The sequence below is a fragment of the Legionella jordanis genome (assembly GCF_900637635.1).
Classification (GTDB): domain Bacteria; phylum Pseudomonadota; class Gammaproteobacteria; order Legionellales; family Legionellaceae; genus Tatlockia; species Tatlockia jordanis.
Genome location: NZ_LR134383.1, coordinates 1156383 through 1177401, shown reverse-complemented (window position 1 = coordinate 1177401; position 21019 = coordinate 1156383). Strand labels below are relative to the sequence as shown.

The window sequence follows — 21019 nt, the reverse complement described above, 5'->3', positions numbered from 1 at the left end:
AAGCTTTCTTCTTTAAACTCAATCCATTTTATTTAGATGAGAAGATTAGTATGCCCCGGATTGATGAGGTTATTGACAAAATCGCAAGATTTATTACCGCTAATCATATAACGACAGGAAAGGAAGTTCTTGAGCTACTTAAGAAAGGTAAGTCGAATGCTGCGTTTCTTCATGCTTGCCAACAATGTAAACCACAGGATCAAGACACCTTAAGATTAATCAAGTTGCTTATTTCTCATCATGATGATTTAAAAATTAATGTAAATGCGACAAAGGATGGATTTTCTGCACTTCTTTTTGCCACAGTGAATGAAAATCTTGATTTGTATATAGACCTTCTCTCAGCAGGTGCAGAAGATAAAACTGCCACCACCTTAATGAGCAGCAATTTTACCTCAGCGAGTAAGTCAATTCAGAAGCTTTACCACGAAAAATTCCTAACAAGGTACAACATTCTTTTGAACGATTTTGCTGATAAAAGGAGTTTACCGGATAGAGAAACTTACCCAAATGATGAGGAAAATGCGCAATTTGACTTAACTCGTGTTATTTACATTCTTAATGTCATTCAATTTTTAATGGAATTTCAAAAGCCAGAAACCAGATTGCAAGGTGGTCTGCCTAAAAATCCCTCCCCTCTGCAGTTGGCCACTATCAGCAATGAACAAATGACGAAAAATCGTCTCTTGCTGGAAAAATTGTGTTTAACCATTCAGAATTTATCAAGTACGCTGAGGATAAAATACAGCAAATTTTTCTCTCCTGCCCCATTTACCTGGATTACTTTTGACCAACTGGGTGGAATAATTATCGAACCGGCTGAATTCAAAGTGACAACCATCCCTGTATTGGATTTTGATGATCTCATAGAGTCAGAAGACCGTGAACAAAAACTCCGTTTAGTGAGCAGCAGTAGACAGTTTTTGAATGAAATTGGCGACTTGCAACCAATCATTGAAGAGGCCGTGACGGACATTATCGAAAAAGACCTACCTGCTTTAAAAGCTTTTTTTCATAAAATAGCAATGAGTTTGATGAAGTCAGATCAAAACATTGATGTCCCTCCAATAACCTTAGCTGCGTCAAAATGCCTTGTGGGTTATTCGAACGATGTGCACAATTTAATTAAATTAATTAACTTGGCCAGTTTTTCCGAACATATTAAGATGTCAAAAACCTCAGCACTGCCAAGCTCAGTTCTTCTGGAAGGCAAAATTAAGCGGCCACACCGCTTCGAAAAAAGATTTGATTTATCTTCGAAAATGGGACGTCACGCTGCCCTTCGCCTTTTGCAATCACTCGGGGAATTAATTACCGGGAAAAATTTTTCTAAATTTCTGATTGATTTGGACCCTACAGTCGATTGGCGGACATTCATAGTTATCCGTGACGCCATTACCCATCAAGATGAAAAAGACTATCACTACAAAATTGAGCAATTTCTTCAAAACGAGGAGGCCCTTAAGCAAATCTTTGGCGATGAATTTGCCTATTTCTGGCAAAGATTAATAAATTTGCTTGTGTTGAGGGAGCAAAAACTTGGTGCTTATCAATTCGATCCTAAAACCTACTGGGCCAATCTTTTTAATCTGGAGTGCAGTGTCAAAGAACCTGCTCCAGAGGAACAGAAAGCCAGCTCAACCGTCGAGCGCAGAGTCAACGACCAAGAAGAGAATGAGTTTCTTGATGCATTGAAAACTTATAAAGCCCCGGAATCCGTTTTCGAACAGTGCAAGGGCATTTTCAGTGGTGCTTTTAGAGCTAATAAGCAACAAATTGGTTCTATTCTGCAATGCTTTCCTAAGAAAAGCATGGGTGAATACTACAAACATCTAAGTGAAATTCTAACTAAAGCCACGAGTAAGCCTGCTACCAGCGAGTCAGAAAGACAGCGTAAGCGTGAGGAAGAACAGTTAGCAAGTCAAAGAAGAGAACAGGAGCGGAGAGCAAAATTTAAGGGTCTCGACAGCTTAAGAGCATTTGCCGACCGTTTAGAAGTTGCTCCACAAGCCCAACATATGCTTAACCCCTCTAAACGTCTGGATTTAGCCATTGAAGCGCTTGAAAATATCCGGGAATTTTTAATCGATGTAGCCTACCTCAATCCCTCCTTGGCATTTACAACGGTTCAGGACTGGGATAATCACTCTAAAAAACTGCATCGCCCAGCTCTTTATAAGCTGCTCGATGATTTTCATGAGCTGAATGATGCTATTGAGTACAATGCTGGACAGCTCCTGCAACATCTAGAGACGCTTAGGGGATACAAACACTTCAAGGCTTGTGAATTCATAAACAATAATTATCCAGCTTTGCGGGCATTTCGTAATTATTTGGAGCATGGCGATCCGTTATTTGATAATAATAATGAGGTTTGGACTCAAAGTGGTTATCGACAACAACAAACTGCACCAATGATTATACGTCTGGTTTTTGAATTGTTGCCCCAACTGCAGGAAATCAAGCAGAGAATACTCTTCACAAAAACTGCGATTCAGGAAATTTCAAATCCTAAAGATGAGCATCCAGGTCCTTTTGTTTCAGATAAAGAATTTCAAGAGTGGACTAAGTTAAGCTCAAAAAGTTACTCCCCGCATGGATTTTTTAGCCTTGACGGAGGGCAAAAGGATCAAAGCATTTTTGAAGCTGAAAAAGAATTTAGCTACTACTAACGCCCAAGAAACACGAAGCTCTGGACAAGTTGGACCACTATTCCAACTTGTCCAACCTGCTAGGACAATATATTTTCCTTCCTGTACAAAGGCACTTGCAACAAAAATTCACTGACGTTGTGCTTGACAACATCTTTGAGGCAAGCACGATTCTGAAATACTCTTCTTTGCCGTTCAGAGCTTGTTCCCGAGTTCATTATTGTCCTGAGTACGTCAAAATAAGACTCGTATTTCAGTTTTCGAACATAAGGTTTTAATTTTTCGAGCCATTCATCAATGTCTTCGCGCATTGCTTTGGTTTTTCCTTCAGTATTCGTGACCAACTGAGCGTCCAAACCATGCCGAATTGCCCTCCATTTATTTTCTCGGGAAAGCCAATAAGGAGGGTAAGATACTGATTCAAGCCAACTGCCATTATCGGCGAACCAGTGGGCAAGAGTATGGATAAAAGCCACTAATGCCACTGTTTCTGCAAGAGTGGCGGTGCCATCGCAAACTCTAATTTCCAAGGTGCCAAAGCCAGGACTAGGTCTTAGGTCCCACCATAGATCTTTTAGGGTGCGAATCGAGCCACAGTGTTTCAAAGTTTTGTATAAATGCTCAAAATCTTGCCAGGACTTGACCGCATAAGGCTGACCGGCGGTAGGAAGAGATTCATAAGTAGTGGGCCGACATGAAGCTAAACCCGTATCAATGCCTTGCCAAAAGGGGGAGCTTGAGGAGAGGGCTAAAAGATGGGGCAAGAAATGCATTAAGAAATTATTATAACGAATGCAATCCTCACCACTAGTCATGCCCAAATGCACATGCAGGCCAAAAACGCTCATTCGCCTTGTTAGCCACTGATTGCGGTCCAACAAGTCCTGGTAACGCTCGGAGGGAGAAATTTTCCAATCTGCATAGGTCGAAAAGGGATGAGAACCCGTACCGGCAAACAAAACACCCAAGCCCTTGGTTGCTAATTGCAGTTCAGAAAGTGTGAGATATAAATCTTCCTCAACTTCTTGAACGCCATGACATTTATCCGTATTGACTTCAATGGTACTCAAATAAAACTCGGGTTTAACTTTTTTCAAATGGCTGGTTGCATCCAGTACTTCTTGAGCTCGAGAACAAAGGTTGTAATCCAAAGCATCGATAAGCTGCAGTTCAATTTCCACGCCCAAGGTTAAAAAGCCTTGACTTAAAAATTGAATCTCTGGCTCTTCAGGAGCCAACGTGCAGGTGTTCACCGCATCATTAATGTTCGTTAAGGAATTTTTAAAATCCTTTCGCATATACCCCCCTTTTTCTTATTTTGGGTTTTAGCCTTGTGGTCAAATTTATTGTTGCCCGGCTATTGGAAAGTGAAGGAGTTCGTTAGAATATAGCTTCAATGTTCGTATCGGTTGAAATGTTTTGTGTACAAAGTAATTTTGATACTACCTCTAAGAGATCATCATTTCAACCCTCAATTGCCAAGACTGCCATGAATAATCCTTTATCGATACCAGTGAAACCGAGTAATAAACCACACAATGTGGACTCTTCCCGTTCAAAACAAATCATTTTTGGGCTGCGAAAAATCATGCAGCAAATGGATTATCACTCCAGGCGGCTTAACAAATGTTATGGCTTAACTGTGCCACAAATTATTTGTTTGTATGAAATTTATGAACACGGCACAATGACCATTTCGGCTTTATCGAAAACAATTTACCTGTCCATGAGTACTTTGGTGGGAGTCATTGACCGGTTAGAAGAAAAACATCTGGTAACACGGGTGCGGGACGAAAAAGATCGTCGAGTAATCTTCATTGATATAACGGACAAGGGAAAGGAGTTTGTTTCAGCATCGCCCTACCTGCTGCACAATCGTCTGAATGAAAATTTAAAAACATTAAATGAGAGTGAACAACTGGCGTTGGCTCATTCTGTTGATCTCTTAGTGACCGTCTTAAAAGATTTGTAACTAAGGCATAATGTTTTCAGGCTGTTGCTTTAGGATCGCAATGGCGGCAACCGCTTCGGACTGACCTGCTTGTGCGGCTTTGTTTATCCAATACCAAGCTTTTTTTCGACTTTCAACTACGCCCTGACCGTAGTAATACATATAACCTACGGCATATTGCGCGTCAGCTTGTCCCTTTATGGCTTCAGGTTTTAAGCGTACAAATGCTTTCCGATAGTCTTCTGCACGGAAACTTCGGATGCCTTCCACCAGATTGCTACGATTAGCACAAGCGAATTGGGCAAGGCTTAAAATAATGATCAAAATGGCAATCAGTGGTGAACGCATTAATTATTCCTCTACAAGCGGCTTTGCAGGAGCGTCAAAAATTAACTCATTTTTGGGTAAACTTAAACTCTCGAGTGCTCCATTATGCAATACAACTACCCCATTTTGCGAAATTCGTTTGATGACCGCTCCACCTGGAAGAGAATCTCCAATGGAATAAATTTTTTCCGGCCCGCCTCCTGCCCGGATTATAACTTGGGAATTCTCCGCTTGACTAGAAAAGAGAACTCCAACCACTTCAGCATCCAGCATAGATTGTTTGATTTCGTTGTCGGATAGGTTCACGGGTACATAATCCCCGAATAAGGCAGTTCTAAAAACAGGAGAGTTAATTTGTATGTTTTCCTTACTGTTTGCCCTTATGATTTCCTTAGGCAAAACCAGTTCCTGTTTGGCTGAAAAATAGCCAACAATTTCCCACAGAAATAACAGAGCGGTAATAAAAAAAATGATTACAGCTAGAACTAATTTAGGATTTTGGTAGTCTAAAAAAAATTTCCTATCTTTCATCTTAAACAATTACTTTGCATGATTTTTGCCTGTATTTTCAAGAATAATACTCTTGGCCTGATGATGTACTTAACTTGCAATCTATCATCACAGATATTAAAAGAATATTGCAAGTATAGGTTTGTTCATTGCCATTACCAAAGGAATGCACATGCTCACAAACTCTGATAATCCGCAACTGCAATTGGCCATTATGTCACGCTGGTACGTTGTTTCACGAGCCTTGCATACCATAGCACAACTTGGTATTGCCAACTACATGTCTACTGAGCCGACAGAAATTCATGTGTTGGCTGAAAAAACAGGGACAAAAGCACCTTTACTCGAGCGCCTGCTAAAATTTTTAAGTGCTTATCATGTGTTCAAACGAGAAGGCGATCGCTATGCCCTGACGGACTTGTCATTGTTGCTGCGTGATGATCATCCTGATTCCATGCGAGAGGTACTCCTCATGGTGGATGACAGTTGGTGGAAAGCTTTTTCTTGCATGGATGTGGGGTTAAAAACGGGGATTACCCCTTTTGAGCACGAGAATGGTGATGATTTTTTCAGTTATTTAGCCAAGCATCCGAAAAAACAACATAATTTTGACCGCGGTATGGCAAAACTATCCACTTTCGACGATGCAGCCATTGCCAAGGCTTTTGATTTTTCAAAACACAAAAATTTAGTTGACATGGGTGGTGGCCGAGGAGGCTTGACCAAGGAATTGGCGGCACTTTATCCTTCCCTTAAATTGATTTTATTTGATACCGAAGCAGTTATCGGACAACTTAATCCTAAAAATTTCCCTCCTCAAATACAGCTTTTAGCGGGTGATTTTTTAAAGGGAATCCCCAAAGCGGATGCTTATCTGTTTAAAGGAGTGCTACATGACTTCAATGATGAATTGATGCAGCACATCTTAAAAAATTGCTATGATAAAATGCCTGCGTCTGCTTCATTGTTTATTGCCGAGCAAGTCTTACCTGAATTGGAGGACCCTCATCCGAATAAAACAATGGATATTGTGATGATGGTATTGCTGGGAGGAAGGCAACGTTCTCTTAAAGAATGGCAGGATTTCGTAGGAAAATGTGGTTTCCTTTTCGAAGAAGCCTATGAAACGGGTAGTTTGTTTCTTCTAATGAAATTTAAACCCAATAAATAACAAGTCGTTTGAATACTATAGCTGTCACCTTCGATGCAGTTGCGAACGAAAAACATTCTTCGGGTCGAATTGTTTCTTAAGGCCCATCCAATCCTTGTAACGAGGCCCAAAATGTTTCTGCCAATATTGTTCCTTCACTATTGGACCCAAATAACCCGATAGGTAGCGCTTTCCTCCCTGCTGCAAAAATAAATCATCCATAAATTGAATGCTCTCCACAGAGCTGTCAAGCAACTTTGGATGGACGCCCGGATGCAAGATCATGATGGCATACACATCAGTATCATCTTCAGGCATCATAAAAAAGCCTGTAGGGGCCTTAGGGGCCATCGGTACAATTTGCAAAACAGGTACATAGTGAAGCGGCAGCTTAGTGAGTAAACTTTCAAGATGCTGAGCCAAAAGTTTTCGCGGAATAAAGCATTCATACCAAGGATGAATCATTTCCCACTGCCCAAGCAAACGCATCATCTCGAAGCGAGAGTCGTGGCGGTGCAAATAAGATTCAATATTCTCATCTTGCACATGAAGAATGTTTAAGGGTTTAAGCAAAGGGCTAAAATCCTCAATGGCAGGTGGTGTGTAATCAAACTCTTTAGCAATATGAAGAGCATACAACCATTGAGCAAAAGGTTGACGTTTGCCCTCTTTTAGTTTGGAGCCCTGAACAGAAGGGCTACAAAACGTTTCAAGATAATCTGCCTCACGTCTTGCCTCTTCAACATCATTCAACCATTGCTCTTTATCAGAGTAAACCAGAAAAAAAGTTCTTACTTTCCTTGCACAGCTCCTCAGCTGAATACAGGCCTTAGTTATGATCCCAAAACGGCCCTGACCTGATAAACAAGCCTGGAACAACTCCGATTGCGCATCCACAATTTGCCTTTTTCCATTAGCGGTCAACACTTCAAGGGCTTTGACATAGGAACTAACTGTGCCGAACCGGAAAGAAGAGGCCCCAACTCCGCCAACTGACAATACTCCTGCAACCGATAAGTTGCAGTTGTAGGGTAAAACATAGGGGATTTGTGAATGTGTAAGGCTTGTTTCTAATAGGCTTGCCCAACTGGCATTACCATCAACCCAAATGCTGTCCTGCGCATGGGAATAAACATTTCGAAAATTCTTCAAATGCACCGTCACCCCGCCGTCTACCGCCAGAGATTGACCACTTTGGCTTAAACCATTCCCACGAATGTTAATCGGCAATGAAAATTGATTGGCATATTGCACCAGTTGTTCAAGAGGGAGCAAATTATTGGGAATAAAAACAGCGGCAGGCTGCGCTTTCGTCAGCCTGCCAAAATCTTGCTGGAATGAGATCAGCGAATGCTCATCCTTGAGCAATTCCTGACCAATCTCTTTTTCACAGCACTTTATCTGATGCGTATTCCAGAGCGTTTGCTGCATTTTCCTTCTCTTTAGCCAATTGCAATCGTTTGTTGCATGCAAGAATTAATCCATCAAACATCTTGTTAAAAGCATCGTAGCAACGGTCGACCAGTTTAAGTGCTTCCCGACGGACATTTACAGGCACTGGCCATTCAGATAATTTACGCTCCATTTCTGCTTCAAAAATGGCGTGAGCCATTTCCACTTCCAGATGCGAGCTGGAGAAATACTGAAGATTTTTATCTTCACCGGTTTTCCTGACTTGTTTAGCCACCTTCTCAAAGAACACATGGCCTGAAGATTCGAGAGTCAAGAGCAATACAATATTTAATATTTCATCGTCAGCTTTATAAATTTCAGACACGATGGCATAAGCAGCATCCCTTGTTAATTGTGATTCTTTGCTGTATAGCCAAGCCACGTCTTCTTTAATGCAAGAAGAATTATCTGAAAATTTGCCCATGTATTTTTTATCATGCAAAAACCATTTTTCATGTCCAGCATCTTCAAGGCGGTGGTGACGAGCTACTTTTTTAAGATAAGGATCTTTAACTCGCTCTTCATTAATACGCAAAATATCTTGAAAAGTCATTGCCCAGAAAGTTAATTCAGGAACGAAATAGCTTATTTCCTCTAAACTATTTAACTGATTCAAGATGTTAAAGAAAGGATGATTCATAAATTCTTGCTGTTTAGAATCAATATAAGACTGTATCGTTTTCATAGTATTGCCTCCCAAGGCATAAATTTGTAATGTTCAAATAAGGTATTGCACTAGTCGTGCCAGAATTTTATGCATTTTGACTTATTTTTTGCCTTAATATGCCGCAAATTTTCTGTCGGGCAGGCCTAATCCTCGGAAAGCGACAAAAAAATGTCCCCGATTCGTGTGAGAGTGACAAAATTTTGGCCAAATTAATCGTTTAAGTTGAAGGACTTTCATCCTTTAAGCTTAAATTCGCCAAATTTTTGTCGTATTCTTTAATTAAATTATCTACTTCCTTCCAATCTACCTCTTCGATACACCTCACTTGTTTACAAATGGAATTTAACAGCTCCTGTTGAATCTCCCCATAAGCCCTTGCTTTGGCATAGGGCGTATTGCTGAACATCACCAAGACATGCTTGGAAACATACTCCTTGGGATAACGATGCATTAATTCCTGTTCGAGCTGCTTTTTCAGGTTAAATTTTTCATCGCGTATATCAATTTGAATTTCATGATAATTGTCCATGGACATTGCCGCTACAGCATCCGTATTTACCTTCCGAGATTTATAAAACGCCGGCATGACCTGCTTCCAATTGTCCTCGTGTTGATCCAAAAGTTCATCCAGAATACGGCAATCCTCAAAAGCACTATTCATCCCCTGTCCAAAAAAGGGAACAATTGCATGAGCAGCATCCCCTAGGAGTAAACATTGATCCTCTAAATACCAGGGAGAACATTTCACGGTGCTGAGATTCCCCGTTGGGTGGTTAAAAAATTCCCAGGATAAATTCGGCATGGTTTGGTAAGCATCCGGAAATTCCCTTTGAAAAAAATCATTTACAGAATGTTCATCCCTTAGTTCGGCAAAACTGTTTGGGCCCTCATTTGCAAGGAATAAAGTACCTGTAATTGAGCGATCATGATTGGGATTTCCGAGAAGCATGAAAGCCTCACGAGGCCACAGGTGCAGATGCTCTGCAATATACTCATTGGAGAAGGGCCTGGATATGGTTAATTCTTTATATCCGTGCGCCAGGAAATCGCGGGAAGCTTTAACCGTATTAAACCGTTTTAATTCCTCTCTAACCTGGGAGCCTGCTCCATCCGCTCCGATTAGTACTTCATAGGATTTATTCAAAATCTGTCCTGTTTTGTTTTCAAAATACAAAACCTTGTTTGCGAAATCGACATTCAATAATTTCGTTTCGAAATGCACATGCAGGCGCTCTTCTTTTTCAGCGGCATCAAGCAACAGGATATTGAGTTCGCTGCGATGTATCGCATTGATGTATTCATCAGGATGACGGCCAAAAGCCTGAAATTTAATTTTGCCATCGGACTGGTGGATGGCCCTTGCCCGCATGGGCACCATAATTTGCTTAACCTGGTCTAATAAACCGGCCTTCGTGAGGCTGGTTAACCCACGGCATGACAATGCCAGGTTAATCGAACGTCCTCGGTCAATTTTTTCTACTCTTATGTCAGGTCTTGATTCAAACACATCTACCTCATAGCCTCGCCTGGCCAAATAAATAGACAACAGTGTCCCGGCTAAGCCAGAGCCAATAATGGTGATTGCCTTCATTCCATTCTCCAAATCCTGTTGCTGTAAGTACTTGCTTATTGCAGCCAGCGTGGCACAACGTTCCTTGTTTTTACCATTATCTCGGTCAAGTTAAGAGATCTTACTTACCTCTCAATTTCCAATTTTTGCTGCCGGGAAATGTTTATTTCATTTCTATGGGCCATAATTACTCCAAATTTTTATTATGAAACTTCAAAAGTGTTGAAGCATGGTTATAAAATTCCCCAGCAATAATCATACCTACTCTATTTAGAGGACAATTTCGTTTTCGTATTCTTGAAAGTAAGATGAGTTAAAAAAGGGGGAAATTTCTTTTGGCGAGACCTTTAACCGCGATTAACAGTGGGGATAATGCTTTAAAAAATCCTCCAAAGCTTCCGGGGTACCTGGTTTTTTAAAGTAATAACCTTGAGCATAGTCACAACCATGATTTACTATGAAATCCTTCTGCAACTCCGTTTCCACACCCTCTGCAAGAACCTCAAGATTGAGGCTGTGACCCAAATTGATAATCGCCCTGGCTATGGCTGCATCATTGTCGCGATTGACCAGCTCGGTGATGAATGAGCGATCAATTTTCAATTTATCGACTGGAAATTGCTTCAGATAAGACAAACTGGAATAGCCTGTGCCAAAATCATCAATAACCAGTTTCATTCCCATATCCTTTAACTGATACATGGTTTCGACTGCATGCTCAATGTCATCGACCAATAAACTTTCTGTTAATTCAAGCTCAAGGTATTTGGGGGCCAAACCTGTTTGTTTTAGTACATCACTGATGACATCGGGCAAGCGGCTTTGCCGGAATTGACGGCCTGAAATATTTACCGCAATGCTTAAGTCTTTATAGCCTTGCTGATGCCATTTTAAAGTTTGAGTACAAGCTTGCTCCAGAACCCATCTACCAATATCAATAATTAAGCCGTTTTCCTCAGCCATACCGATGAATTCAGCGGGGGAAACCTGCCCCAACAAATGACTTTTCCAGCGCAACAAAGCTTCAAAACCAACAATTTCCTGTTTTTTTAAATCAATTAAAGGTTGATAAACCAAATACAGTTCATTCTTTTTCATGGCATCGCGCAAGGCATTATCCAACTGCATGTGGTTAATAACGCGCCTATTCATTTCAGGCTCATAAACGCGATAGCTGTTTCGGCCGCTGTCTTTGGCGTGATACATTGATAAATCGGCCGCTTTCATTAATGATTCATAATCTTTCCCATCCTTGGGATAATAGCTAATCCCGATACTTCCGGTAATTTTTAAACTGTGTTGGTCTATCTGGAAAGGTTTTTCAAGTAAATGCAGGATTTCTTGCGCCATTTGTTCGGCTTGGACTTCACTATGGAGTTCGGGCAGTAAAACCACGAACTCATCGCCTCCCAATCGGGCGACGGTATCAAAATCATTGGTGGCAATCAGCAAACGATTGGATACAGCTTGGAGAAGCTTATCTCCAATACTATGCCCTAAGGTATCATTGGTCATTTTAAACCGGTCCAAATCCAAAAACAGAAAGGCCAAAATGCATTTCTTTTTCTTGGCTTGCAAAATGGCTTGTTCAACCCTGTCCATCAATAGAACCCGATTCGGAAGCTCTGTGAGCGAGTCATGGGTTGCTTGTCTGACCAGTTGTTTTTCCATTTCGCGCCGTTGCGTGATGTCATTGATAATGCAGACAAAATGCCTGTTTTTGCCAAAAGAATCCCGCACAGGGGCAACGCTCAATTCAGACCAATACAATTCGCCATTACGGCGATAACATTCAAGTTCAACTGTTTCTTCGCGCTCTTCGCGAATGGCTAAATCGAGGCGTTTTTGATTGACCTGATCAATTTTACTGCCAGTAATTTGAGAAAGATTTTGTCCGAGGGCTTGTTTTTCGGTATAGCCTGTGATTCGCTCAAATGCTTTATTCACATAAATAATGGGTTGATTAACCCGGGTGATATCAATGATTACCACAGCATGGGTACTCGCTTCAATGGCTCGTTCCCGGATACGAAGTTCATCATCAGACATCATTTTTTGCGTTACATCGCGAAAGCTGTAGACTCGCCCTACAATTTCCGATCCAACCCGCTGAGGTTTTGTATAACGTTCAAAAATTCGCCCGTCTTTAAAATGCAACAGAAGCAGTTCACCTTCCCATTCAGGATTCTCATAGAGATATTGCACATCAGCAATAACTGCTGCAGGGTTGCTGAGCTGATCCAGAATATACTCAAAACCAATGCTTTCGGTCCCTGATTCAAGCATATAAGATGGAATCCGCCACATTTCAACGAATTTTTGATTCCAATCCACCACCTGACCTTTGCCATTGACCATCATAATACCATCGGCTGTCGATTCCAAAGTTGCGCGCAAAAGAGAAAGTGATTTCTCAAGTTCGATGTTTTTTTCCAGAATTTCGCTCGTTTCTATTTGAATGTTTTCAGATAGGGGAGCTTTGATGGAACGTTGGAATTCCGGCTGGCTGCTATACCATTTCTCAAGAAGCGAAGACAACTCTGGGGTAAGAGACAGAATCCCTAGCTCTTCGCAAATATTGGTTAGAGAGGGTTCCTTCCCCTGCTGTTTTACAGACTCTGCTGCAGAGGCAACTTTTTCGTAATTTAGATCTTGCCTTGGCATTCATCCCTCACTAGAGTAACTCAACTTATAGCGTCATATTTAGAAAAACATGATTAAAATTAATAAGCATTCACTAAATTAGTATATACTGCTCTCGTATATTTTGCCGGCTGAACGAACAAGGAATAGCAATGGATAAAAATCACTTTGATACGCGTGCCATTCATGCAGGACAAGAACCTGATCCCAGCACTGGTGCCGTCATGACTCCCATTTATGCTACCTCAACTTATTATCAAATTGCCCCGGGAGTACATCAAGGCTATGAATATTCCCGAACTCAAAACCCAACAAGAAAAGCTTACGAAGATTGCCTGGCAAGTCTCGAATCAGGACAACGCGGATTTGCATTTGCTTCTGGAATGGCAGCCATTAATACAGTTGTTGATTTATTAGACAGCGGTGCTCACATCATTGCCAGTGATGATCTATACGGCGGGACTTTTCGTTTATTTGACAAGGTTAAAACCCGCACATCCAAATTATCTTTTTCATTCGTGGATATGACGGACATCAACAACATCGAACAAGCGATCCGTTCTGAAACGCGTATGATTTGGGTAGAAACCCCTTCAAACCCCATGCTGAAATTGGCCAATCTGCGAGAAATCGCAGCTCTTGCCAAACGCCATAAAATTCTTTCAGTTGCCGACAATACCTTTGCCACCCCCTGGATTCAGCGCCCTTTGGAGCTTGGCTTTGATGCCGTTTTGCACTCAGCAACAAAATATTTAAATGGCCATTCTGACGTGATTGGCGGCATTGTTGTGGTCGGGGACAACCCTGATTTGGGTGACCAGCTCGGTTTTTTGCAAAATTCTTGTGGTGCAGTCGCGGGACCATTTGATAGTTTCCTTGTACTAAGAAGTTTAAAAACCTTGTCTTTAAGAATGGAGAGGCACTGTGAAAATGCTCAGGAACTGGCAAGCTGGCTGGAAAAACATCCTAAAGTTTCCCATGTCATCTATCCGGGATTGCCAAGCCATCCCCAATATAACTTAGCCAGAGAACAAATGAATGCCTTTGGCGGCATGATTTCCATGGTGATTAAGGGTGATTTGGAAACCGCAAAACGATTCTTATCACGCTGTGAATTATTTACCCTTGCCGAAAGCTTGGGAGGGGTGGAAAGTCTCATTGAACATCCAGCAATTATGACACACGCCTCCATACCCCCAGAGACCAGAAAAACTCTAGGCATTGAGGATGGTTTTGTCCGATTATCCGTGGGGATTGAACACATCGAGGATTTAATTGCAGATTTGCAAAATGCCTTGAGCGCTTGCTAAATTATCCCTGTTTGGAGTATAAGCTCAAACAATTTGTTAGATTTCAACTTGCTGCTATGGAAACATTCAAGAAACTGAAACGCAAAGGAGGCCAGCATCACGGTATTCTGGCTATTTGTGTACTTGTATTTTCAACTTTTCTCGGGTTTGTACCCATTCTCCTGCTTGGGATTATGAAACTTTTCCCGAATCAGCGTTGGAGATTATTCTGCACCAGAATGGTTGATGTGGTCGCCAGCTGCTGGAACTCGGCAAACAATGCCTACATCAATCGCACCCAGAGGACTCGTTGGGAGGTCAAAGGGCTTGAGAATTTGAGCAGACAAAACTGGTATTTAATCATCGCCAATCATCAAAGTTGGTTAGATATTGTTGTTTTACAACGTCTATTTAACCGAAAAATTCCAGTTTTGAAGTTTTTCATCAAAGATCAATTAAAATGGGTCCCTCTTTTGGGTTTTGCCTGGTGGGCTATGGGTTGTCCTTTTATGAAACGCTACTCCAAAGACTATCTAGCAAAAAAGCCACACAAAAAGGGAAAGGATCTATTGGCCACTAAAAAAGCCATTGAGTTATTTAGACAAACGCCTGCGACAGTCATGAGCTTCATCGAAGGCACACGTTTTAGTGCGCATAAAAAGCATCAACAACAATCCCCCTACAGCTTTCTGTTAAAGCCCAAAGCGGGTGGGATTAGCTTTGTCATCGGCGCTATGGGGCAACAATTCAACAGCATTCTTGATGTCACCATCATCTATTCAAATGCAAATCACTCCCTTTGGGATTTTTTGTGTCGCAGAATGGATGTCATTAAAGTGCATATAAGACAGTTGCCCATTCCCAAGCAATTTATAGGAAATTCCCTATTAGAAAATCAGGACACGCAAGAAGAATTCAGAAATTGGTTAAATCGCAGCTGGGAAGAAAAGGATCATCTGATTGCCCATATGAAAGAACCGCTTGGCTCTGCATGAGCCAAGGCAATTTGCAAATACTCTTCATACAAGGTTATTGATGGTAAAACTCCATATACCAACGCACGAAACGTTCCACCCCTTCTTCGAATCCGATTGTCGGCAAATAGCCTAATTCATTTTGCAAACGCTCCGTGCTGGCATGAGTTGAGACAACATCTCCTGCTTGCATAGATACGAATTCTTTAATAGCCGGCTTGCCTGTGGCTTTTTCAATAGCGGCAATATAATCCAGGAGGTTTACGGGGTTTCCATATCCAATGTTGTAGACTTTAAAAGGAGCATAGCTGCTTGCAGGATTGGGATTATCACCCAACCAATCCATATCGGGTTCAGCAACTTTATCAATGGCTAAAGAAACTCCATTAACAATGTCATCAATGTAGGTGAAATCTCGCTGCATCTGACCATGGTTATACACTTTAATGGCTTTGCCAGCGAGTATGTCGCGAGTAAAAGAAAAGAATGCCATATCTGGCCTTCCCCAAGGACCATACACAGTAAAAAAACGCAATGCAGTGGTGGGCAATTGGTATAAATGCGAATAGGAGTGGGCAATCAACTCATTCGCTCGTTTTGTAGCAGCGTAGATGGTTAATGGATGATTCGCACTTTCACTTTCCTTGTAGGGTTGAGCTTCATTAGCCCCATACACGGAGCTGGTTGATGCGTAAATCAAATGTTCAACATGGTGCTGTCGGCAAGCTTCAATGATATGTCCAAACCCCACCAGATTGGATTGTACGTACAGCTGAGGATGAGTTAAAGAATAGCGCACCCCCGCCTGAGCGGCCAAATTCACCACACGCTGCGGTTTCCATTGTAAAAAGATTTCCTGTATTTGTTGTTCATTGACAATATCAGCTTGGTAAAAATGAAAGTTTGAATGAGTTTGCAATAACTCCAAGCGTGCTTGTTTTAGACGCACGTCGTAATATTCATTCAGATTATCAATGCCTATCACCGTATCACCGCGCTCCAAGCGCAACTTTGCTAAATGATAGCCAATAAATCCTGCAGCCCCGGTAATTAACAAACGCATAAGAAGCTCAATCAATGAAAATGGAATGCAGTATACTCCCTATCCTCTTTGCTGAAAACCGAGATTGCCAACTTCTCATTTATATAAAGCTTTTCATTCGTTATACTAATTTGCCATCCCTTTCAGGCTATACATTATGAATTCATTACAATCCACTATTGAACTAGGTTTTGAACAGCGGCAAGAATTAACCGCGCAAACAGCCCCAAAAGAAATTTTTGAGGCAATTGAAGACGTTTTAAACGGTTTAGATCAAGGACATCTTCGTGTCGCTGAATACATGAACGGTGAGTGGGTCGTGCATCAATGGATTAAAAAAGCAGTTCTTTTATCATTTCGACTTAAATCGAATGAAGTGATCGACAGCGGATTTAGCAAATTTTATGACAAAGTTCCTCTGAAATATCAACACTACTCCCTTGAAGAATTTCAAGAAAGCGGTGTTCGCGTGGTACCGCATGCCATGGTTCGCCGAGGGGCTTTTATTGGCAAAAACACGGTTTTGATGCCTTCTTATGTCAATGTGGGCGCCTACATAGATGAAGGCGTTATGGTGGATACTTGGGCAACAGTAGGTTCCTGTGCTCAAATCGGTAAAAACGTTCATTTATCCGGTGGCGCAGGCATTGGGGGTGTGCTCGAGCCTTTACAAGCCAACCCCACAATCATTGAAGACAATTGCTTTATTGGTGCACGTTCTGAGGTAGTCGAAGGCGTCATCGTTGAGCGAGGCTCAGTATTATCAATGGGCGTATATTTAGGACAAAGCACCAAAATTTACAATCGGTTGACAGGCAGCATCACCTATGGCCGAATTCCTGCCGGCTCAGTCGTTGTTCCTGGTAATTTACCTAGTGAAGATGGCCGCTACAGCCTTTACTGTGCAGTAATCGTTAAACAAGTCGATGAAAAAACGCGAGCAAAAGTGAGCATCAATGAATTATTACGAGATATAAAATAATGGATAGCCATTTAAAAGCCATTGTTGAACAGCTGGTTTCCTTTCCCTCCGTGACCCCTCAAGATGCGGGGTGTCAAGAATACATGATTGCTTTTTTTGAGTCGCTTGGTTTTCGCTGCCAGCGATTCAACAATCCCCCCGTCAATAATTTTTTTGCCGTTTATGGCAATCAGGCCCCTCTCTTGTTGTTTGCAGGACACACCGACGTAGTCGCTGCGGGTGATCTATCTAAATGGAACTCCCCTCCTTTCGAATTAACTGAAAAAGAGGGTCTTCTGTATGGCCGTGGCACTGCTGATATGAAAGGGAGCTTAGCCTGCATGATGAAGATGGCTAAAGATTTTATCGATCATCATCCCTCCATAAATGGAAGCTTAGGTTTTCTTATTACCAGTGGAGAAGAAGGGGATGATTTTGATCTGGGTACCCCTTATGTAATGGCTGAACTCCAAAAATTGGGTATTAAACCTGATTATTGCATCATTGGTGAACCCTCAAGCTCCAAAGAGATAGGTGATGTGATTAAAATTGGTCGCCGTGGTTCGCTGACAGGGAAATTAAGCTTACAAGGCAAACAAGGTCATGTTGCCTATCCACATTTGGCTGAAAATCCGATTCACAAAATTAGTCCTGCTTTGGCTGATTTAACTACCAGGGAATGGGATCAAGGCAATGCCCACTTCCCACCAACTACTTTTCAGGTTACCCAGGTAAAAGCGGGCGGCCAAGGGGACAATATTATTCCTGGTGAATTAATAATCCATTTTAATTTTCGTTTTTCCACGGAACAGACCGCTGAAGCGTTAAAACAGGCAGTTGAGGATTGTTTTCATGCACATGATCTTAACCCGAAAATTGTGTGGCGATTGAATGGGCAGCCTTTCTTAACAGCTCATGGAACATTGCTCGAGAGTTCCATTAAAGCCATTCAGCAAGTTACTGATAAAACGCCGGAATTATCCACCAGCGGCGGGACATCAGATGGTCGGTTTATTGCACCTTATGGCGTGGAAGTCATTGAGCTCGGACCTATTAATGCCAGCATCCATCAGATTAATGAATGTGTATCATTCACCGATTTAGAAGCCCTGGAAAGCATCTATTATAAAATTGCCGTCCAAATTTTAATGTAATTGACAGGCTTCGGCCGAATAAACAGGAAACTGCGAAGGCATTGTAAAATGCCTTCGGCAAATTCAGCTGTTCTGGTTTTTAACCCTAGGACAGGCTAACTGCTGGAGTTCTTTCGCTCACTTGCCCTGCGTTTTCAACCTTATCATTAACCACTTTGGCAACACAGGAATCTGACCACACGTTTAAGGCTGTTTCAAGCATATCAATGAGACTGTAAAACGGCAGAATTATTCCTAGTAAGGTGATTGGAATGTTCATACTGGCAAGGAGGCTTGCACTTAAGAAAAAGCAGCCCATGGGCACCCCAGCATTACCAATTGCGGCAATGGTTGCAATGATCACCCACAACAACATCATGGGCACAGTAATCACCAGCCCATGATTTTGCATGAGATAGATAACCGTGGTAAAGATAAATGCAGCACAGCCATTCATATTAAGGCTGGTGCAAAGAGGCAATACAAATCGGCTTACCTCGGGTTTCACCTGCAGGTTTTTTTCAGCGGTTTCCATGGTAATCGGCAAAGTCCCGACTGAAGATTTTGAGAAAAATGCTACCGACAGTGCAGGCATCATTCCTTTAAGGGCAGCGAAAGGCTTAATCCCTTGAGACTTTAACCAAAGGGGTAAAACAATTAAACCTTGAATTAAATTGGCCAACACGATAATCAGCAAATATTGGCTTATCCCTTTAATAGTAATACCACCACGCAACTGCACCACTGTGGTTGTAATAAATCCAAATAAACCAATGGGGATAATCGTGATGATCCAGTTGGTGATCACCATAAATAAACCGTGAGCCCCACGGAAAAATTGCGTAATCGTATGTCGGGCTTCTGGTTCAGGGATAAATCGGATGGCGATGCCAACAACAATCCCCAACAACAACACCCCCATGACTTGATGCTCAAGAAAAGGCGACCAAATAGAGGAAGGAATTAAATTGGCTATGTGTTCAAAATAACCTAACCCACTGGCCTTTGGAGTCATCACACCAGCTTTTACCACGCCAACCATATTCGGTTGAATCAGTAAGTACAATAAGCAGCTAATGGCTGCAGCAATCAAGGTTGTCCCTAGTGTATAGGTCATCGCTCGACGCCATACTGTTTTCATAGCACCATCTGCGCGATAATTGGACAACGTAACAATAATGGATAACGCAATGATGGGCAGGCTGATGCATTTAAAAATTTTAATGAACACATCCGCAATGAATAAACCTGAGGCCTTTAAAAAAGGAATGTCAGAATAGCCACTAAATATACCTAAAAGGATCATCAACGCATAAAGGCTAGCTGGAGAAAGCCATTTTTTTTTCGCTGGAGTTTGCTGAGCGCACATGTGGAAATACCTTCTTATCAATTAAATCAGGAAAAGGGGTGTTTGATTAACAGCAACAACAGCAGCAGCAAAAAGAGGAAGAACAAGCTGAGGGAAAAGACATTAAATAAGAAGGTAAATCTGAATCGTTCATAATCACCGCTGTATTAGTTTTGAACATAGAGATCACATTTTAACACATATCGTCTCTCGGTCAAGTCATTTCTATCAATGACTTGTACCCAGGACATGTTTGAGTTTGAGAATTCTTTCGTAAGACTCTGCTATACGAGCAGATGAAATCACCCCGCTTAAAACCAATTGCTCAATTTTGTCGATAACCTCCGGTGCCGTGATTTGGCCCAGTTGATTACCGAAGATCAACATGTCAGCGCCCGCATTGATGGTTAATTCCAGTGATTTTTCCAAGGAATAATGCTTGGCTATGGCATGCATTTGCAAATCATCACTGACGATAACACCCTCGAACCCGAACTCTTCCCTTAACAGGCCTGTGAGCATTTTTTTAGATAACGTGGCTGGTAAACCACTGGGGTCGAGGTTTCGATTGATAACATGTGCGGTCATAATCATAGCCGGTAAATCGTGCCGCTTTGCTAATTGCTGGTAAGGTTGTAATTCACTGGGTTGAAAGCTGTCAGTCACATCGACAAAATCCTCATGGGTATCCCCTGGCGCACTCCCATGCCCTGGAAAATGCTTATAACAACATATCAGTTTATGTTCAGCAAAATTTGAGACAAAAGAAGCAGCCAAACTAGCAACCTCATCGGGATTAGCTGAAAAACTACGGCCTAATTTTCCGATAATACCCTGTTCCTTGTTTAAATCCAGATCAACAACTGGTGCAAAATTCAAGTTAAATCCCAAGGATTTAACGGTACTGGCCATGCCTCCTACATGCGTTTGAAATTCAGTCTCATCAAGTGCCGCTAATTCCGAGGGAGTTAAGGTTTTTGGGCAGTCGGGGACGTATTTCAGGCGATCAATGCTCCCTCCTTCATAATCGATGGCAATAAACAGAGGAAGCTTGGCATGGTCAGGAAGAGCTTGCTGGAGTTGCTCAGTCAATTGCTGAATTTGCTCTTTATTGATCAAATTTTTTCCCTGGCAACGGTTTTGCATATCATAATCAAATAGAATAACAGCACCTATTTGTTCCTGGCTTATCCATTTTCTAACAGGGTGTACCTCGTCAATACTGGTTCCTGCAAAGCCCATGACCAACATTTGAGCAATTTGTTGTCTTAATTCAGCCATCTCAGCCCTTTCTTTTTATGATGCTGAGAATAATACAAGCTGAGTGCCTGGAAAGGAAGTTTCTTCCACC

17 protein-coding genes are annotated in these 21019 nt (G+C 41.8%); 7 read left to right on the top strand and 10 right to left on the bottom strand.

Annotated elements, in window-relative coordinates; translation table 11 throughout:
* The first annotated feature begins 50 nt into the window (after nucleotides 1-50).
* On the top strand, nucleotides 51-2672 hold the full coding sequence (locus tag EL203_RS05325) for a hypothetical protein (protein WP_058470160.1): 2622 nt from the start codon (nucleotides 51-53) through the stop codon (nucleotides 2670-2672).
* Between the two features lie 59 nt (nucleotides 2673-2731).
* Here EL203_RS05325 and EL203_RS05320 read toward each other — a convergent pair whose 3' ends face one another.
* Nucleotides 2732-3949 carry a carboxylate-amine ligase gene (locus EL203_RS05320; protein WP_058470161.1) on the bottom strand — a complete coding sequence of 406 codons (1218 nt, stop codon included), beginning with the start codon at nucleotides 3947-3949 and terminating at the stop codon, nucleotides 2732-2734.
* 191 nt (nucleotides 3950-4140) lie between these two features.
* On the opposite strand from EL203_RS05320, the gene EL203_RS05315 reads away from it, so the two are divergent.
* Entirely contained in the window at nucleotides 4141-4623 is a 483-nt protein-coding gene (locus EL203_RS05315) for a MarR family winged helix-turn-helix transcriptional regulator (protein WP_058472149.1), read from the top strand.
* Here EL203_RS05315 and EL203_RS05310 read toward each other — a convergent pair whose 3' ends face one another.
* Together EL203_RS05310 and EL203_RS05305 are read right to left on the bottom strand one after the other, a co-directional pair.
* Complete coding sequence (locus EL203_RS05310; protein ID WP_058470162.1) at nucleotides 4624-4950, bottom strand: SEL1-like repeat protein; 327 nt, start codon at nucleotides 4948-4950, stop codon at nucleotides 4624-4626.
* Between the two features lie 3 nt (nucleotides 4951-4953).
* Entirely contained in the window at nucleotides 4954-5460 is a 507-nt protein-coding gene (locus EL203_RS05305; protein ID WP_058470163.1) for a type II secretion system protein N, read from the bottom strand.
* 151 nt (nucleotides 5461-5611) lie between these two features.
* On the opposite strand from EL203_RS05305, the gene EL203_RS05300 reads away from it, so the two are divergent.
* Nucleotides 5612-6610: a methyltransferase gene (locus EL203_RS05300; RefSeq protein ID WP_058470164.1), complete on the top strand. Its 999-nt coding sequence runs from the start codon at nucleotides 5612-5614 to the stop codon at nucleotides 6608-6610.
* A gap of 24 nt (nucleotides 6611-6634) precedes the next feature.
* Here EL203_RS05300 and EL203_RS05295 read toward each other — a convergent pair whose 3' ends face one another.
* From EL203_RS05295 to EL203_RS05280, 4 genes are all read right to left on the bottom strand, one after another.
* Complete coding sequence (locus EL203_RS05295; RefSeq protein WP_058470165.1) at nucleotides 6635-8020, bottom strand: FAD-binding protein; 1386 nt, start codon at nucleotides 8018-8020, stop codon at nucleotides 6635-6637.
* A complete protein-coding gene (locus EL203_RS05290) occupies nucleotides 7977-8726 on the bottom strand; it encodes a hypothetical protein (protein ID WP_058470166.1) in 750 nt (249 codons plus the stop codon). The genes EL203_RS05295 and EL203_RS05290 overlap by 44 nt, the downstream gene beginning before the upstream one ends.
* A gap of 199 nt (nucleotides 8727-8925) precedes the next feature.
* Nucleotides 8926-10299, bottom strand: coding sequence for an FAD-dependent oxidoreductase (locus EL203_RS05285; RefSeq protein WP_058470167.1), 1374 nt, complete (start codon nucleotides 10297-10299; stop codon nucleotides 8926-8928).
* A 336-nt stretch (nucleotides 10300-10635) separates the two neighbouring features.
* The gene (locus EL203_RS05280; RefSeq protein WP_058470168.1) at nucleotides 10636-12942 is read right to left on the bottom strand and encodes a bifunctional diguanylate cyclase/phosphodiesterase; all 2307 of its coding nucleotides are present in this window, start codon (nucleotides 12940-12942) and stop codon (nucleotides 10636-10638) included.
* Nucleotides 12943-13073: 131 nt separating this feature from the next.
* Between EL203_RS05280 and EL203_RS05275 the strand changes: the two genes are divergently transcribed.
* Nucleotides 13074-14231: a cystathionine gamma-synthase gene (locus tag EL203_RS05275; RefSeq protein WP_058470169.1), complete on the top strand. Its 1158-nt coding sequence runs from the start codon at nucleotides 13074-13076 to the stop codon at nucleotides 14229-14231.
* A gap of 56 nt (nucleotides 14232-14287) precedes the next feature.
* Entirely contained in the window at nucleotides 14288-15205 is a 918-nt protein-coding gene (locus tag EL203_RS05270) for an acyltransferase (RefSeq protein WP_058472150.1), read from the top strand.
* 34 nt (nucleotides 15206-15239) lie between these two features.
* Here the strand turns inward: EL203_RS05270 and EL203_RS05265 are convergent, their stop codons facing one another.
* A complete protein-coding gene (locus tag EL203_RS05265; RefSeq protein WP_058470170.1) occupies nucleotides 15240-16247 on the bottom strand; it encodes an NAD-dependent epimerase in 1008 nt (335 codons plus the stop codon).
* A 136-nt stretch (nucleotides 16248-16383) separates the two neighbouring features.
* On the opposite strand from EL203_RS05265, the gene dapD reads away from it, so the two are divergent.
* Nucleotides 16384-17208, top strand: coding sequence for a 2,3,4,5-tetrahydropyridine-2,6-dicarboxylate N-succinyltransferase (gene dapD, locus EL203_RS05260; protein WP_058470171.1), 825 nt, complete (start codon nucleotides 16384-16386; stop codon nucleotides 17206-17208).
* Entirely contained in the window at nucleotides 17208-18341 is a 1134-nt protein-coding gene (gene dapE, locus EL203_RS05255; protein WP_058470172.1) for a succinyl-diaminopimelate desuccinylase, read from the top strand. The genes dapD and dapE overlap by 1 nt, the downstream gene beginning before the upstream one ends.
* An 85-nt stretch (nucleotides 18342-18426) precedes the next feature.
* On the opposite strand, the gene EL203_RS05250 is transcribed toward dapE, so the two are convergent.
* Both EL203_RS05250 and EL203_RS05245 read right to left on the bottom strand, forming a co-directional pair.
* Nucleotides 18427-19689, bottom strand: a complete 1263-nt coding sequence (locus EL203_RS05250) for a dicarboxylate/amino acid:cation symporter (RefSeq protein WP_058470173.1) — start codon at nucleotides 19687-19689, stop codon at nucleotides 18427-18429.
* A 207-nt stretch (nucleotides 19690-19896) separates the two neighbouring features.
* A complete protein-coding gene (locus tag EL203_RS05245) occupies nucleotides 19897-20949 on the bottom strand; it encodes a glycoside hydrolase family 3 protein (protein WP_058470174.1) in 1053 nt (350 codons plus the stop codon).
* Nucleotides 20950-21019 lie beyond the last annotated feature (70 nt).

Bases quoted from the DNA above. Each gene is read 5' to 3' on its own strand.
- EL203_RS05325 (WP_058470160.1), top strand. From the start codon at position 51: ATGCCCCGGATTGATGAGGTTATTGACAAAATCGCAAGATTTATTACC.
- EL203_RS05300 (WP_058470164.1), top strand. From the start codon at position 5,612: ATGCTCACAAACTCTGATAATCCGCAACTGCAATTGGCCATTATGTCA.
- EL203_RS05310 (WP_058470162.1), bottom strand. From the start codon at position 4,950: ATGCGTTCACCACTGATTGCCATTTTGATCATTATTTTAAGCCTTGCC.
- EL203_RS05285 (WP_058470167.1), bottom strand. From the start codon at position 10,299: ATGAAGGCAATCACCATTATTGGCTCTGGCTTAGCCGGGACACTGTTG.
- EL203_RS05280 (WP_058470168.1), bottom strand. From the start codon at position 12,942: ATGCCAAGGCAAGATCTAAATTACGAAAAAGTTGCCTCTGCAGCAGAG.
- EL203_RS05250 (WP_058470173.1), bottom strand. From the start codon at position 19,689: ATGTGCGCTCAGCAAACTCCAGCGAAAAAAAAATGGCTTTCTCCAGCT.
- EL203_RS05270 (WP_058472150.1), top strand. From the start codon at position 14,288: ATGGAAACATTCAAGAAACTGAAACGCAAAGGAGGCCAGCATCACGGT.
- dapD (WP_058470171.1), top strand. From the start codon at position 16,384: ATGAATTCATTACAATCCACTATTGAACTAGGTTTTGAACAGCGGCAA.
- EL203_RS05315 (WP_058472149.1), top strand. From the start codon at position 4,141: ATGAATAATCCTTTATCGATACCAGTGAAACCGAGTAATAAACCACAC.
- EL203_RS05305 (WP_058470163.1), bottom strand. From the start codon at position 5,460: ATGAAAGATAGGAAATTTTTTTTAGACTACCAAAATCCTAAATTAGTT.
- EL203_RS05290 (WP_058470166.1), bottom strand. From the start codon at position 8,726: ATGAAAACGATACAGTCTTATATTGATTCTAAACAGCAAGAATTTATG.
- dapE (WP_058470172.1), top strand. From the start codon at position 17,208: ATGGATAGCCATTTAAAAGCCATTGTTGAACAGCTGGTTTCCTTTCCC.
- EL203_RS05295 (WP_058470165.1), bottom strand. From the start codon at position 8,020: ATGCAGCAAACGCTCTGGAATACGCATCAGATAAAGTGCTGTGAAAAA.
- EL203_RS05245 (WP_058470174.1), bottom strand. From the start codon at position 20,949: ATGGCTGAATTAAGACAACAAATTGCTCAAATGTTGGTCATGGGCTTT.
- EL203_RS05320 (WP_058470161.1), bottom strand. From the start codon at position 3,949: ATGCGAAAGGATTTTAAAAATTCCTTAACGAACATTAATGATGCGGTG.
- EL203_RS05265 (WP_058470170.1), bottom strand. From the start codon at position 16,247: ATGCGTTTGTTAATTACCGGGGCTGCAGGATTTATTGGCTATCATTTA.
- EL203_RS05275 (WP_058470169.1), top strand. From the start codon at position 13,074: ATGGATAAAAATCACTTTGATACGCGTGCCATTCATGCAGGACAAGAA.